Source organism: Pseudomonas helmanticensis (assembly GCF_900182985.1).
Taxonomy (GTDB): Bacteria; Pseudomonadota; Gammaproteobacteria; order Pseudomonadales; family Pseudomonadaceae; genus Aquipseudomonas; species Aquipseudomonas helmanticensis.
Window position 1 is genome coordinate 1,671,889 of record NZ_FXUY01000001.1, and the last position, 14,917, is coordinate 1,686,805.

The 14,917-nt window shown below is 61.4% G+C and carries 13 protein-coding genes and 1 riboswitch; of the genes, 11 read left to right on the forward strand and 2 right to left on the reverse strand.

Annotated elements, in window-relative coordinates; translation table 11 throughout:
• Positions 1-3: 3 nt before the first annotated feature.
• Complete coding sequence (locus QOL84_RS07495; RefSeq protein ID WP_283436766.1) at positions 4-861, reverse strand: LysR substrate-binding domain-containing protein; 858 nt, start codon at positions 859-861, stop codon at positions 4-6.
• Between the two features lie 109 nt (positions 862-970).
• Here QOL84_RS07495 and phnD point away from each other — a divergent pair, with 109 nt between their 5' ends.
• The 11 genes from phnD to QOL84_RS07550 all read left to right on the forward strand — a co-directional run bounded on the left by phnD (position 971) and on the right by QOL84_RS07550 (position 12,328).
• Positions 971-1,837: a phosphonate ABC transporter substrate-binding protein gene (phnD, locus tag QOL84_RS07500; protein WP_283436767.1), complete on the forward strand. Its 867-nt coding sequence runs from the start codon at positions 971-973 to the stop codon at positions 1,835-1,837.
• Entirely contained in the window at positions 1,834-2,625 is a 792-nt protein-coding gene (gene phnC / locus QOL84_RS07505; RefSeq protein ID WP_283436768.1) for a phosphonate ABC transporter ATP-binding protein, read from the forward strand. Before phnD ends, phnC begins: the two co-directional genes overlap by 4 nt.
• Positions 2,626-2,627: 2 nt before the next feature.
• Positions 2,628-3,446: a phosphonate ABC transporter, permease protein PhnE gene (phnE, locus tag QOL84_RS07510; RefSeq protein ID WP_283436769.1), complete on the forward strand. Its 819-nt coding sequence runs from the start codon at positions 2,628-2,630 to the stop codon at positions 3,444-3,446.
• Between the two features lie 109 nt (positions 3,447-3,555).
• Positions 3,556-4,647 (forward strand): iron-containing alcohol dehydrogenase PsrA, encoded by a 1,092-nt coding sequence (gene psrA / locus QOL84_RS07515; RefSeq protein ID WP_129392883.1) that lies wholly within the window; start codon positions 3,556-3,558, stop codon positions 4,645-4,647.
• A gap of 130 nt (positions 4,648-4,777) precedes the next feature.
• Positions 4,778-6,073, forward strand: coding sequence for an MFS transporter (locus QOL84_RS07520; RefSeq protein ID WP_283436770.1), 1,296 nt, complete (start codon positions 4,778-4,780; stop codon positions 6,071-6,073).
• A 10-nt stretch (positions 6,074-6,083) separates the two neighbouring features.
• Complete coding sequence (locus QOL84_RS07525; RefSeq protein ID WP_283436771.1) at positions 6,084-6,953, forward strand: LysR substrate-binding domain-containing protein; 870 nt, start codon at positions 6,084-6,086, stop codon at positions 6,951-6,953.
• Positions 6,954-7,026: 73 nt separating this feature from the next.
• Positions 7,027-7,854, forward strand: coding sequence for a phosphonoacetaldehyde hydrolase (phnX, locus tag QOL84_RS07530; RefSeq protein ID WP_283436772.1), 828 nt, complete (start codon positions 7,027-7,029; stop codon positions 7,852-7,854).
• Between the two features lie 370 nt (positions 7,855-8,224).
• Positions 8,225-9,160 (forward strand): Ppx/GppA family phosphatase, encoded by a 936-nt coding sequence (locus QOL84_RS07535; protein WP_283436773.1) that lies wholly within the window; start codon positions 8,225-8,227, stop codon positions 9,158-9,160.
• A gap of 41 nt (positions 9,161-9,201) precedes the next feature.
• Positions 9,202-9,396, forward strand: a riboswitch (cobalamin riboswitch).
• A 144-nt stretch (positions 9,397-9,540) separates the two neighbouring features.
• On the forward strand, positions 9,541-10,554 hold the full coding sequence (locus tag QOL84_RS07540; protein WP_283436774.1) for an ABC transporter substrate-binding protein: 1,014 nt from the start codon (positions 9,541-9,543) through the stop codon (positions 10,552-10,554).
• The gene (locus QOL84_RS07545) at positions 10,551-11,567 is read left to right on the forward strand and encodes a FecCD family ABC transporter permease (protein ID WP_488168962.1); all 1,017 of its coding nucleotides are present in this window, start codon (positions 10,551-10,553) and stop codon (positions 11,565-11,567) included. Before QOL84_RS07540 ends, QOL84_RS07545 begins: the two co-directional genes overlap by 4 nt.
• Positions 11,564-12,328: an ABC transporter ATP-binding protein gene (locus QOL84_RS07550; protein ID WP_283436775.1), complete on the forward strand. Its 765-nt coding sequence runs from the start codon at positions 11,564-11,566 to the stop codon at positions 12,326-12,328. The genes QOL84_RS07545 and QOL84_RS07550 overlap by 4 nt, the downstream gene beginning before the upstream one ends.
• Positions 12,329-12,558: 230 nt before the next feature.
• On the opposite strand, the gene metE is transcribed toward QOL84_RS07550, so the two are convergent.
• Positions 12,559-14,847 (reverse strand): 5-methyltetrahydropteroyltriglutamate--homocysteine S-methyltransferase, encoded by a 2,289-nt coding sequence (gene metE / locus QOL84_RS07555; protein ID WP_283436776.1) that lies wholly within the window; start codon positions 14,845-14,847, stop codon positions 12,559-12,561.
• Positions 14,848-14,917 lie beyond the last annotated feature (70 nt).

Here is a 14,917-nt window from a genome sequence, read left to right on the forward strand (position 1 = left end):
TCCTCAGCCCAGCGCTGCCTCGAAAAACGACGAGATGAGCCGACTGGAGCGCCGCTCGGCCAGACAGTACAGGTAGGTCTCGGTATACAGCGCTTCACCCTCAATGCGGATCGTGCGGATTTTCGGGTCGGCAATGAATTCCGCTTCCGACACCACACCCAATCCCAGCCCGCGCACCACCGCTTCACGCAAAGCCTCGCGACTGCCGATTTCCATGGCGATCCTCGGCTTCACTTGCGCCGCATTCAGCGCCTGCTCCAGTACCAGCCGCGTGGTCGAACCGGGCTCTCGTTGCAGCAGCCGCTGCCCTTCCAGTTCTTCCAGGCGCACGCTGCCGCGATTGGCCAGCGGATGCTCATGGTGCGCAAACAAGATGATCGCATGCCGCGCATAACGCACCGAACACAACGCCGGATCATCCTGACGCCCGGCCAGCACGGCGATGTCGGTCACGTAGTTTTCCAGATCCGATAACACTTGCGCCGAGTTACCCACGCGGATCGACACATCGATATTCGGATGCTGTTGCAGATAGCTGTCGACCATCTCGATCACATGGAACGGCCCCACCGCACCGACTTTGAGCTGGCCGCTGTCAAGCCGCCCGGAGTCGCGCAACAGGTTGTGCGCTTCCAGTTCCAGCAAGGCCAGCCGCTGCGCGATCGGCAGCAATTGCCGTCCAACATCCGACAGCTCGATCCGCCGCCCGCGCCGATGAAACAGTTCGACGTTGTGCTGACGTTCCAGGCTTTGCACCTGCGTGGTCAGTGTCGGCTGGCTCAAACCCGACGCGCGCGCCCCGGCGCTGAAACTGCCGTGACGGGCGACCGCCAGAAAAGCCCGCAATTTCGCGCTCGACATCCATAGACTCCATCAATAGTTAAGTGCTGTTTCTCATATTGAATTGATTGAATGACTGTCACGTGACAGACCTAGCCTGTGGCAACTCCCAACCACAGCGTGGAATGCCATGAAAACAATTAACCAGTTCCTGCGTGCCGCCAGCCTTGCCGTACTTGCCCTGAGTGCCAGCCAGGTCTGGGCCAAGGACAAACTGACGATTGGCCTGATCCCCTCGGAAGACTCGCAGGCGATGATCGAATCGAGCAAACAAGTGCTCGACGATCTGCAAGCCAAGATCGGCATGCCGGTGGTGCCGTTCGTGGCCACCGATTACAACGGCATCATCGAGGCGCTGCGCTCGGGCAAACTCGACGTCGCTTATCTCGGGCCGTTCTCGTATGTGCTGGCGACCTCGGTGGCCGATGTTGAAGCGTTCTCGGTAGCCGTCACCAAGAAGACCGGCCAGAGCGCTTACAAAAGTGTGATTCTGGCGCGCAAGGACAGCGGCATCCATTCGCTGGCCGACCTCAAGGGCCATACGTTCGCGTTCGTCGACCCGAGTTCGGCGTCCGGCCATCTGTTTCCAAAAGCCGGTCTGGAACAGGCCGGTTTCGCGCCGGACAGCTTGTTCAAGCGAGTGATTTTCTCCGGCTCCCACGACGCCAGCATCCTTGCGGTCGAGAACAGGAAAGTCGACGCCGCCGCCGTGGCTGACCGCATCTTTGCCAGCGCCGTGGCCAAAGGCGTGGTCAAGCAGGATGACTTCGAAATCGTCTGGCGTTCCAAGCCGATCCCTGAATCGCCGATGGTCTGGCGCAAGGCGCTCGATCCGGAGTTGAAGAAGAAAGTCGCCGACGCGCTGGCCTCGATCAAGGACGTGCCGTGGGGTGATCAGGGCGTGCTCAATGGCTTCCAGCCCACCACGGATGCGTCCTATGACGTGGTGCGCGAAACCGCCAAGGTCCTCGATCTCGATTTGCGGAGCATGAAATGATCAGCATCCGCCAACTGAGCAAACATTACGGCAGCAATCCGGTGTTGCGCGGCATCGACCTCGACGTTGCGCCCGGCGAGTTCGTCGTGGTGTTGGGCCAGTCCGGTGCCGGTAAATCGACCTTGCTGCGCTGCATCAATCGACTGGCGCAAGCCGACAGCGGCACGCTGAACGTCGCCGGTATTGACGCCCTCGCCTGCGCGGACACCAGTGTTTTACGCCGTGAAGTGGCAATGATTTTTCAGCACCACAACGTCGTGCCGCGCTTGAGCGTGCTGAAGAATGTGCTGACCGGCCGTCTCGGTTCCGTCGGCACCCTCGCCTCGATTCTGCAACTGTTTCGCCGTGACGATGTGGCGCTGGCGATGCAATGCCTGGAGCGCGTGGAACTGGCGCACAAGGCCGGTGAGCGCACTGATTCGCTGTCCGGCGGCCAGAAACAGCGTGTCGGCATTGCCCGCGCACTGGCGCAGCGGCCGAAGGTGATTCTGGCCGATGAGCCGATCGCCAGCCTCGATCCGAAAACCGCACGACTGGTCTTGCAGTACCTGCGCGATGCCACCCGCGAACTGGGCATCACCGTGCTGTGCAATCTGCACCAGGTCGAATACGCCCGCGAGTTTGGCGACCGCGTGGTCGGCCTCGCTCACGGCAACCTGGTGTTCGATGGCCAAGCGTCGAGCATGACCGAGGCCGATCTGGCGCGAATCTATCCGGGGCAATCGGCCGAGCCATGCGCCGCCATCCCGACACCCAGCCTGACCTACCGCGCCGCCTCGAGGGCCTGAACATGCAATCGCAAAATTATCAGTGGGTCGGTGACCACCCTCGTGGCACGCGCAGCTGGCTGACCACCGCCGGCATCGTCCTGATCGTGCTGTGGACGCTGAACTGGAGCGCACAAGGCGCGCAGCTCAGCCTCGGTGAACTGGCGGCGGGATTGCCGCAGATCGGTGACTTTCTTTCGCGCACCTTTCCGCCGGATCTGAGCATTCTTCCGCGTCTGATCGCACCAGCGGTGGAGACTTTGCAGATCGCCATTTGGGGCACCTTGCTCGGGGTGTTGCTGGCGATTCCAATGTCGTTTCTCGCCGCGCGCAATCTGAGCCGCAATCGCTGGGTGTTTCACATCACGCGCCAGGCGCTGAACTTCACCCGCAGCATCAACGAACTGATCCTCGCGCTGATCTTTGTCTCGGCCGTCGGCCTCGGTCCGTTTCCCGGCGTGCTGGCGCTGGCGCTGCATGGCCTGGGCATGCTCGGCAAGTTCTTCGCCGAGAGCATCGAAGAGATCGACCAAGGCCCGATCGAAGCGCTGCAAGCCACTGGCGCGCGCCCGCTGCAAGTGATCGTGTTCGGCGTTTTACCGCAGGTCATCACTGCCTGGATCGCGGTGATTCTTTACCGCTTCGAGGTCAATCTGCGCTCGGCCACGGTGCTCGGAATGGTCGGTGCCGGCGGCTTGGGGTTCGAGCTGGTGAGCAGTCTCAAACTGTTCAAATACCCGGAAACCGCGACCTGCATCATCGTCATTACCGTCATGGTGATCGTGGCGGACGCCGTTTCCAGTCGCCTGCGTGCAGCGATCCAGAGCGGCTCTTCCCATTAGCAGCCGCTGTTATCGGCTCAGCCGATTCAACCCTGCGATTTATCGATTTGTAGCGTTGTCGGCCGCCATCGAGTATGTGCCCACACGACAACAACAAGAAGGATCCACCATGACTGCCCGTTTCCAGAACCCCGTCGATACCCGTTTCGGCTGGGGCAGCCTGCAAGAACTTGCCGCCATCACCGAACAGCAGACCGTCGCCCTCGTGACCTTCCCTGAGGCGCGTGGGCTGGGGCTGGTGGATCGCCTGCAAGCCCTGCTCGGGGAGCGCCTGGTCTATGTATTCGAAGATGTGCAGCCCAATCCCGACGTCGCGCATTTGCGCAGCACCTACGAAGATTTCTGGCAGCAGGCCGGCGACTGTGATGTGGTCCTGGCTGTCGGTGGCGGCAGCGCCATCGACACGGCCAAGGCGTTGATCGTCGGCACCGCGTCGGGGCGTTTCGATGAACTGCTGAATCTGCTGGCGACCGGCAAACCGTTCACCCCGCCGCGCTGCAAACAGCTGATCGCCGCGCCGACCACCGCCGGCACCGGCAGCGAGGTCACGCCATGGGCAACCATCTGGGACAGCGCCAGCCAGAAGAAATACTCGCTGCACCTGGATTGCACCTGGCCGCGCGTGGCGATCATCGACCCGCAGTTGATGCTCACCGTACCCGCCAGCGTCACCGTTTCCACCGGGCTCGATGCGCTGTCCCATGCACTGGAGTCGATCTGGAACGTCAACGCCAATCCAGTCTCGGATACCTTCGCCATCTCGGCGATCGAAGACATTCTCGAATGCCTGCCGAGCCTGCAAAAAGACTTGTCCAGCCAGGAGCTGCGCACGCGCATGGCACTGGCGGCGCTCAAGGCCGGGCTGGCGTTTTCCAACACCAAAACCGCGTTGGCACACTCCATTTCCTATGAAATGACCTTGCGCCATGGCCTGCCCCACGGCATCGCCTGCTCCTTCACTCTGCCACTGGTGCTCGGTCTGGCGTGGGGCCATGACGCCACCCGCGACCGCGTCCTGCAGCGGGTGTTCGGCGCAGACCTGCCCAAGGCTCAACAGCAGTTGCGCGAGTTTCTCCATGCGCTGGGTGTGAAGACCGAGTTTGCCGACTACGGCGTCTCGGCCAAGGACGCCGACGACATCATTCACCTGGCGATGCAGGGCGCACGCGGCAAGAACTTCATCGGTTCTCAAGCTGCCTGACCTCGCCCGACACCTGAACAACCCAAGCTCAGCCAGCGGCGTAAACGCTGCGGTGATTTCCTGTCGCACCAAAAAAGAGTGCACCCGCCGACGACATCCGGCGGGAATCCACAACAATAAGGAAAAGATCATGAATCGTGCCGAAACAATGCCTGGTCTCGCCGAACGTTCTGCCTCGTTCCGTGTCGCGCAGTGGCGCATGCTGCTGGCGGCGATGTTCTGCTATCTGTTTTTCTACACCGGGCGACAAACCTTCGGTTTCGCCATTCCGGGGATCCAGGCCGAGTTCGGTCTGAGCAAGGAAACCCTCGGCTGGGCCTCTGCCGCGATGCTCTGGGCCTACGCGATTGGTCAGGCGATCAACGGCAACCTCGCCGACAAATTCGGTGGCCGGCGCATCATGACCCTCGGCGCGGTGTTGTCCTGCGCGGCGAACTGGGTGACCAGTTTTGCCGGCGGTTTCTCCAGCCTGATTCTGCCATGGGGCGTCAACGGCTACTTTCAGGCCTTGGGCTGGGCGCCGGGCGGTCGGCTGATTGCCAATTGGTGGGCGGCCGGCGAGCGCGGCAAGGTCTATGGCTTCTACACCTTTGCCGCCGGCTGCGCGTCAGTGCTGTCGTACATCACCTCTATCGTCGTGCTCGAAGTGCTGCAACTGGAATGGCGCTGGATCTTCCGCTTGCCGGTGCTGCTGATGCTTGCCGGCGGCATCATTTTCTATCTGGTCGCCCGCGAACGGCCGCAGGACCTGGGCTTCGAACCGTTGGCCGATACCGGTGTGGCCAATACTGATGACAAACATCAGGAAGCCGCTTACGGCGCAGTCGAGTCCTCGGCACAACGCTACAAAGCCGTGCTGAAGAATCCTCGCCTGCTGATCGCCGCACTGTCGCTGGGCTTTCAGAACGCGGCGCGCTACGGCTTGATCGTCTGGGTGCCGGTGCACTTTCTCGGCGCTGACTGGAAAAGCGGCGACAGCATGATCGACCCGAAATGGATCACCGTCGCCCTCCCCGTCGGCATGGCGGTCGGCGCCCTGAGCAATGGCTGGGTGTCGGACAAGCTGTTCGGCTCCAAGCGTTATCTGGCGATCATGCTCTATATGGTCCTCGGCGCCGCGACCAGCCTGTGGATGTGGAGCCTGCCGCCGCACAGCGTCATTGGCCTGGTGGCTTTGTTCCTTTGTGGATTCTTCGTCTATGGGCCGGCATCGAGTTTCTGGGCGCTCTGCCCGGATCTGGTCGGTGCCAAACGCGCCGGCACGGCAACCGGGATCATGAACTTTTCGTCCTATCTGTTCGCCGGCTTGGCCGAGCCGATGATTGGTCGTTTGCTTGACACCACGGCAAACACGTCTCTCATCTTCATAGTGGTCACCAGCGCCTGCCTGTGCAGCGCGGCAGTGGCATTGTTCATCCGACGCTGACGGGGCTTGCATGTACCAGTATCACAAGTGGTTGCGTTCGTTTCATGCGGTGGCCAAGACCGGCAGCTTCACGTTAGCCGCCGAGTATCTCTGCGTCGGCCAGCCGACCGTCAGCGAACAGGTCAACGCACTTGAGAAAACCTTCTCGGTGGAGCTGTTCCACCGCCGTGGGCGCTACATCGAGATGAGTTCGGCCGGGCACAAGCTCTATGCGATCACCCAGGGCTTGTTCGGCCAGGAAGATGAAGCGGTGCAACTGCTGCAGAGTTTCAAACAACGCAAGACCGGCATGCTGCGCCTCGGTGCGGTGTCGCCACCGATTGCGATGAACCTGACGTATGAGCTGATGCAACGCCACCCGGATATCGAACTGGAAACTTCGTTCTCTTCGGAAAAGGACACCCTGGCGCGGTTGTTCAACTTCGATATCGACGTGGCGATTCTGGCGTTGTCGGAATTCGATGAGCGCTTTCATACGCAGCTGTATCACCGCTACCCGATCATTGCCGTGGTGCGCGATGACCATCCCTGGGCCAGCCAGACGCAGGTTCACGTCAGCGCGATCAGCAAGGAAAAATGGGTAATGCGCGAAACCAGCGCACGCACCCGACAACTGGTGGAAGAACGCTGCAAGCGCCTCGACATCGAACTCAATTGCGTCATGCAACTGAACAGCCGCGAAGCCATCGTCCACGCAATCGTCAAAGGCATCGGCATCGGTTTCGTATCGGCCGTCGAGTACGCCGAAACGCCCGGCACCACGCCGATCACCTTTGTCGATCACCCGTTCTTTATCGAATACCACCTGTGTTGCCTCGGCATCCGCAGGAACCGGCCGGTGATTGCCGAACTGTTCGACTCAGCGCCACCGATGAATTGATTCAATCCTGCCTCAAACTGCCTGCCTTTGATTTGAGGGACGGCCAACGCTTACCTGAAAACGGAGATTGACCATGCAGTACAAGCAACCGACTCACCTGCAAGCCGCCATCCTCGACTGGGCTGGCACCGTTGTTGATTTCGGCTCGTTCGCACCAACGCAGATTTTCGTCGAAGCCTTCGCCGAGTTCGACGTCGCGGTATCACTGGAGGAAGCGCGCGGGCCGATGGGCATGGGCAAGTGGGACCACATCCGCACTTTGTGCAACCTGCCGCAGATTGGCGAACGTTACCGTTCTGCGTTTGGTCGTTTGCCAAGCGATGCTGACGTGACCGCGATTTATGAGCGTTTCATGCCACTGCAGATCGAGAAAATCGCCCTGCATTCGGCGCTGATCCCTGGCGCGATTGCAGCGATTGCCGCGTTGCGTGACAAGGGCTTGAAAATCGGTTCGTGCTCCGGATATCCAGCGGTGGTGATGGCCAAGGTTGTCGAACTCGCGCGGGAAAACGGCTATGTCGCCGATCATGTGGTCGCCACCGATGAAGTGCCCAATGGCCGGCCGCACCCGGCGCAGGCGCTGGCCAACGTGATTGCCCTGGGCATCGACGACGTGGCCGCGTGCGTCAAGGTCGACGACACCTGGCCGGGCATTCTTGAAGGTCGCAGCGCCGGCATGTGGACGGTGGCGCTGACCTGCTCCGGCAACGCGCTGGGCCTGACCTACGAGCAATACCAGGCGCTGCCGTCGGACCGACTGGCCGAAGAGCGCGCGCGGATCGGCAAGATGTTCGCCCCTTCGCGCCCGCATTACCTGATCGACACCATCGCCGAGCTGCCGGAAGTCATTGACGACATCAACGCGCGCCTGGCACGCGGCGAAACCCCACAGTCCTGCTAACCCCACCGCCCCGGTAGGAGCTGCCGAAGGCTGCGATCTGATCGTTCCCACGCTCTGCGTGGGAATGCAGCCCGTGACGCTCCGCGTCACTGGACGCGGAGCGTCCCTAGAGGCATTCCCACGCAGAGCATGGGAACGATCTGTGGCCACGCTTGAATCGCAGGCAAAAAAAAGCTGCCACGAATGGCAGCAGAAACTTTAAGAACACGCGATGTATTGAGGTCAGCATAGACGCCGGATAATGACAGTGTCATGACAGCCGCAAATTCATTGAATCACCCCTGCCCCGTCATCAGGATGTCATCAAGATCACCGCACAATCCTCGCAAACCGTCTTGAGCCTCGCGACGGATGTTTTGCAGGGATTCCCATGAAAGACGACGCCTCGCTGTTTGCCGCCATCGACCTGGGTTCGAATGCCTTTCGCCTGATGATCGGGCAGTCAGTGCGCAGCCGCAAAGGCCTGCTGATACAGGAAGTGAAAACCCTGCGTGAACCGGTGCGGCTTGCCGAGGGTTTTGACGGTGGCGCGCTCGACGCGCTGGCGCTGGATCGCGGCTGGCAGGCATTGGCGCGGTTCGGCAAGAAACTGCGTGGCTTCGAAGCCGGTCGCGTGCGCGCGGTGGCGACCAGCGCCGTGCGCGAGGCCGACAATGCGCAGCTGTTTCTCGCCAGCGCCGAACGGCATCTGGGTTTTCCGATCGACGTTATCTGCGGCCATGAAGAGGCGCGGCTGGTTTACGCCGGCGTCACCCACGCCTTGCCGAGCGCCGTCGACATGCGCCTGGTGGTCGACATCGGCGGCGGTTCCACCGAGCTGATCCTCGGCCAGGGCGCGCAACCGTTGCTCACCGAAAGTATCGCCATCGGCAGCGGCACCTTGAGCACACGCTTCTTTCGCGGCGGCGACCTGTCCGCCGCTGCGTTACAGGAAGCCGAACGTTTCGCCATCCTGCAGTTTGAAAAAGTTGCCCGGCGCTACCGTGCTCAGGGCTGGCAGCAAACCATCGGCTCTTCCGGCACTGCGCGCATGCTGGCTAAAGTGCTCAAGGCCAATCGTCTCAACGACTACGGTCAGGACGGCATCACCTACGGCGGGCTCCTACGCCTGTCGTTGCTTCTGCTGAAGGTGAACAACGTCCAGCAATTGAAACTGGCCGGGCTGCAACCTCATCGTCAGAGCATTCTGCCCGGTGGTCTGGTGCTGATGCTGGCCGCCTTCAAAGTGTTCGGCATCGCACAAATGCTGCCGTCGGAACCGGGCCTGCGCCTCGGCGTGTTGCACGGTTTGATGAGCCAGCATTAATCCTCACCCGGCAGATTCGTCTCCCCTTCAGCGGCCTGATCGACTACCATGCCGCCGCCGGTTTCCAAACGGGATTAATAGGGAATCCGAGGTGCTTGCACAGCATCGATCGGAACTGCCCCCGCAACTGTAGGTGCTGAGCCTGCTCCACGACTGCCACTGGGTGAACCCCGGGAAGGCCGGAGCATTGGCGATGACGCATCAGTCAGGAGACCTGCCGGCACAGTGACTGACTAACCGGCGGGGTGTCCGGGAAGGACACCGTGCCGTGCGCGTCTTCCGGGATGAGCGGCCTTGCGCTGTTGCCCTGACCGCGCTCGATGGTGTGTTTCCGAACCGTACTCTGCCGCTCCCCGTACGGTTTTCCTGGAGACTGCCTCATGCTGCTGCCCCGCGTTGCCACCCTCATCACCGGCCTGTGCCTTGGCACGCTGGCCCATGCGGCACCGACTCAATACCCGCTGACCATCGAAAACTGCGGCAGCAGCCTGACCTTTGAGCATGCTCCCGCTCGTACGGTGACCATCGGCCAGGCCGGCACGGAACTGCTCTACGCCATGGGCCTGAGCGACAAAGTCGTCGGCACCTCGCTGTGGTTCAACAATGTGCTGGCCAAGTACAAGACGCAGGACGACAAGATCGAGCGCCTGGCCGACAACGAACCGAGCTTCGAATCGGTGATCGGCAAACGCCCGGAACTGGTCGCCGTGGAGCTGGAATGGATGGTCGGCCCGCAAGGTGCGGTCGGTACCCGTGAGCAGTTTCATGAGCTGAAGATTCCGACCTACCTGCTGCCCTCCGATTGCGAAGCCAAGGACAATCTGGTCGGCGCCGACGGCACGCGACTGGCGCCATTTCGCATCGACAGCATTTACAAGAGCGTGAGCCAACTGGCGCAGATCTTCGATGTGCAGGATCGCGGACACCAACTCAACGAGCAACTCAAGGCCAGCCTTGCCAAGTCGATTGCCACCGCACAGGGCAAACAACTGAAAGACGCCAGCGCGCTGGTGTGGTTCTCCAGCGCACAAATGGACATCGAGCCCTTCGTGGCCGGGCACAAAGGCATTCCCGATTTCATGCTGAGCACCCTCGGCGTGCGCAACGTGGTGGAATCCGATGAAGAGTGGCCGACGGTCGGCTGGGAAACCATCGCCAAAGCCAACCCGACGTTCCTCGTCATCGCCCGCATGGATCGCCGTCGCTTCCCCGCTGACGACTATGAAAAGAAACTCGCCTTCCTGCGCAGCGATCCGGTGACGCGCAACATGGACGCGGTGAAAAACAACCGCATCATCATTCTTGACGCCATGGCCATGCAGGCCAGCCAGCGCATGTTCGATGGCCTGGAACAACTGGCCACGGCCATCAACGGCTACGACCTGTCGAAATGAGTGCAAGCCTGATCCGCACGTTGCTGGCCCTGGCGACATTGTTGATGGCCGTGGTGGCTGGCGTGGCCATCGGTGAAACTTCGATTGAACCGGGCGTGGTCCTGCAAGTATTGGCCAATAAGTTGTGGGGGGCCGGTTATGTGCTCGACCCCATTGATGAAGGCATCGTCTGGAACTACCGCCTGACCCGCGCACTGGTCGCCGCTGCCTGCGGTGCCGGTCTGGCGACGTGCGGGGTGATTCTGCAATCGCTGCTGCGCAACCCGTTGGCCGATCCGTATCTGCTGGGGATTTCTGCCGGCGCTTCGACCGGGGCGGTGATGGTCGCGTTGCTCGGCGTCGGTGCCGGAGTCATCTCATTGTCGGTCGGCGCCTTTGCCGGGGCGGTGACCGCCTTCGTGCTGGTGATTCTGTTGGCGCGCGTCAGCGGTTCGGCCAGCGGCACCGGGCAGATCATTCTCGCCGGGATCGCCGGCTCGCAATTGTTCAACGCGCTGACGGCATTTCTGATTACCCGCTCGGCGAGCTCCGAACAGGCGCGCGGGATCATGTTCTGGTTGCTGGGCAATCTTGGCGGCGTGCGCTGGCCCTCGGTATGGCTGGCGGTGCCGGTGGCCATCGCGGGTTTGCTGGTGTGCCTGTGGCATCGGCGGGCGCTGGATGCGTTTACCTTTGGCGCGGATTCGGCGGCGTCGCTCGGCATCCCGGTACGCCGAGTGCAGATCCTGCTGATCGGTTGCGCGGCGCTGGTGACGGCGGTGATGGTGTCGATTGTCGGCTCGATCGGTTTCGTCGGTCTGGTGATTCCGCATGCCGCGCGACTGTTGCTCGGCACCGGTCATGCCCGTCTGCTGCCTGCCAGTGCGCTGGGCGGCGCGGTGTTTCTGATTGCCGCTGACGTGTTGTCGCGCACGTTGATCAAGGGCCAGGTGATCCCGGTCGGGGTGATTACCGCGCTGGTCGGTGCGCCGGTGTTTGCCCTGATTCTGGTTGGTCGGAGATCGGCGCGATGAGCAACGTCCTCAGTTGCGCAGGCTTGACGTTCAGGGTGCGCGGCGCCGAGCTGCTCAACGGCGTCAGCCTGGAGGTCACGCGCGGTGAAACCCTCGGCATCGTCGGGCCAAATGGCTCGGGCAAATCGACCTTGCTGAAACTGCTTGCCGGATTGCGTGAACCGAGCGCTGGCGAGGTGCTGCTGGAAGGTCAGCGCCTCGGCAAAATGCCCCGTCGCAGCATCGCGCAAAAACTTGCGGTGGTGGAACAGCAGGCCGACACCGACGACGGCATTCGCGTGTTCGACGCCGTTGCACTGGGCCGCACGCCGTGGCTTTCGGCGTTGCAACCGTGGTCGCATGCCGACGACGCCATCGTCCAGCAAGCGCTGACCGACGTTGACGCGACTCACCTGCGCAATCGTCTTTGGCGCAGCCTGTCGGGCGGTGAACGGCAGCGAGTGCACATCGCCCGGGCGTTGGCGCAGCGACCGCAAATTCTACTGTTGGACGAGCCGGCCAATCATCTCGACATTCAGCATCAACTGACCATTCTCAACGTGGTGCAGGCGTTGCCGGTGACCACGTTGATCGCCCTGCATGATCTAAATCAGGCGTTGAAATGCGATCGTCTGGCGGTACTGGAGCGCGGGCGGTTGGTGGCGTTGGGCGAGCCGCTGGAGGTGCTGACACCACAGCGGTTACAGGAAACATTCGGGGTCAAAGCGCATTACCTGACGGACCCGTTCGATGGGGCACAGATTCTGCGTTTTCACGCATGAAGGCGTGCATGTGTGTCGTCTGCCACACTTGGACTGCCGCTGGACACAGTAGCAACAGCCTCCCGGCGATGCCAAGGAAATCCCCGATTCTGAACTTCACACACAACCCTTGTAGGAGTGAGCCTGCTCGCGATAGCGGTGTGTCAGTCAACTCATTACTGACTGATGCGACGCCATCGCGAGCAGGCTCACTCCTACAAGGGGTTGTGTTTATTCAGGAGGTTAAGGTGTTACGCCAGTTCTTTACGCAGCTGGCGGGCGGCGGTGACCATGTGCACCAGCGCTGCTTCGGTTTCCGGCCAGCCACGGGTTTTCAGGCCGCAATCCGGGTTGACCCACAGCCGTTCAGCGGGAATGCGCTTGGCGGCCTTGCGCAGCAGGTTGGCCATTTCCGCAGCATCCGGAATACGTGGCGAGTGGATGTCGTAGACGCCCGGGCCGATTTCGTTCGGGTAGGCAAAGGCTTCGAAAGCGTCGAGCAGCTCCATGTCGGAACGCGAGGTTTCGATGGTGATCACGTCGGCATCCATTGCCGCGATGGACTCGATCACGTCGTTGAACTCGCTGTAGCACATGTGTGTATGGATCTGCGTTTCGTCGCGCACGCCGGAAGCGCACAGGCGGAACACCTCGGTCGCCCAGTCCAGGTAATGCTGCCACTGGGCCTGACGCAACGGCAGACCTTCACGGAACGCCGCTTCGTCGATCTGCACGATCTTGATGCCGGCAGCTTCCAGGTCAACCACTTCGTCACGGATCGCCAGCGCCAGTTGTCGCGCCTGCACTTCACGGCTGACGTCTTCACGCGGGAACGACCACATCAGCATGGTCACCGGACCGGTCAGCATGCCCTTCATGACCTTGCCGGTCAGGCCCTGAGCGTAGCGAATCCACTCCACGGTCATGGCTTTCGGCCGGCTGAGGTCGCCGAAGATCACCGCCGGTTTGACGCAGCGCGAACCGTAACTCTGCACCCAGCCAAAACGCGTGAACACATAGCCGTCGAGTTGCTCGGCGAAGTACTCGACCATGTCGTTGCGCTCGGCTTCACCGTGGACCAGCACGTCGAGGCCCAGCCGCTCCTGGATTTCCACTGCATGGCGGATTTCGCTGTGCATGGCTTCGGTGTATTCGGCCAGGGTCAGCTTGCCTTGCTTGAACGACTGCCGAGCCAGGCGGATCGACGCGGTCTGCGGGAACGAACCGATGGTGGTCGTCGGGAACAGCGGCAAATCAAGACCCGCGCGCTGCTTGGCGATGCGCTGGGCGAACAGCGATTGACGCTGACTGTCCTTGGCGGTTATCGCCGCGACACGCGCTTGCACCGCCGGTTTGTGAATGCGCGGCGAAGCGGCACGGGCGGCCTGCACCGAACGGCTTTCGGTCAGGGCACGCAGGACTTTCGGCGCTTCGGGCTGGTTGACGGCCTGAGCCAGCACAGCCACTTCCTCACACTTCTGCACGGCGAAGGCCAGCCAGCTTTTCAGCTCAGCATCGAGCTTGTCTTCACGACCGAGATCCACCGGGCTGTGCAGCAACGAGCAGGATGGCGCGATCCACAGGCGATCGCCCAGACGCTCATGCGCATGCTGCAACGTCGCCAAGGCATTTTCCAGATCGCAGCGCCAGACGTTACGGCCGTTGACCACACCCAGCGATAACACTTTATAAGCCGGCAGACGATCAAGAATGGTCGGGTACTGCTCCGGTGCGCGCACCAGATCGATGTGCAAACCGTCGACGGGCAGATTGGCCGCCAGACCAAGGTTTTCTTCCAGGCCACCAAAGTAGGTAGCCACCAGCTTCTTCAGCGGATCGCGCTGGATCTGGTTGTAGGCACGCTCGAAAGCGTTTTTCCATTCCTGTGGCAGGTCGAGCACCAGAATCGGCTCGTCGATCTGCACCCACTCGACACCTTGAGCGGCAAGACGCGAGAAAATCTGGCCGTACAGCGGCAGCAGACGATCGAGCAGTTCCAGCTTGTCGAACTCGGCGCCCTTGGCCTTGCCCAGCCACAGGTACGTCAGCGGGCCGATGATCACTGGCTTGACGTTGTGGCCCAGCGCGCGGGCTTCCTCGACTTCTTCGAACAACTGCTCCCAACCCAGCTGGAACTGTTGATCAGCGCTGAATTCCGGGACCAGATAGTGGTAGTTGGTGTCGAACCACTTGGTCATTTCCTGTGCATGGGCACCGCCGCAGCAGCTGTCGCTGACGCCACGCGCCATGCCGAACAGGGTTTGCAGACTGGCTTTGCCAACGTGCGGACGGAAACGCTCAGGGATCACCCCGAACATCAGCGAGTGCGTCAGCACCTGGTCGTACCAGGCAAAATCGCCGACTGGCAGCAATTCAATCCCGGCGTTTTTCTGCAAATCCCAGTGCGCCTTGCGCAGCTCGCGACCCACTTCACGCAGGCCTGCCTCGTTCAGTTCTCCTTTCCAGAACGCCTCTTGCGCTTTCTTCAGTTCGCGGTCGCGACCGATGCGCGGAAATCCAAGGGAATGGGCCAGTGCCATAACAAACAACTCCAATGTCTTGTTGATGGGGGCCATTGTCGACAGCGGTCACGATTGAGACAAACTCATT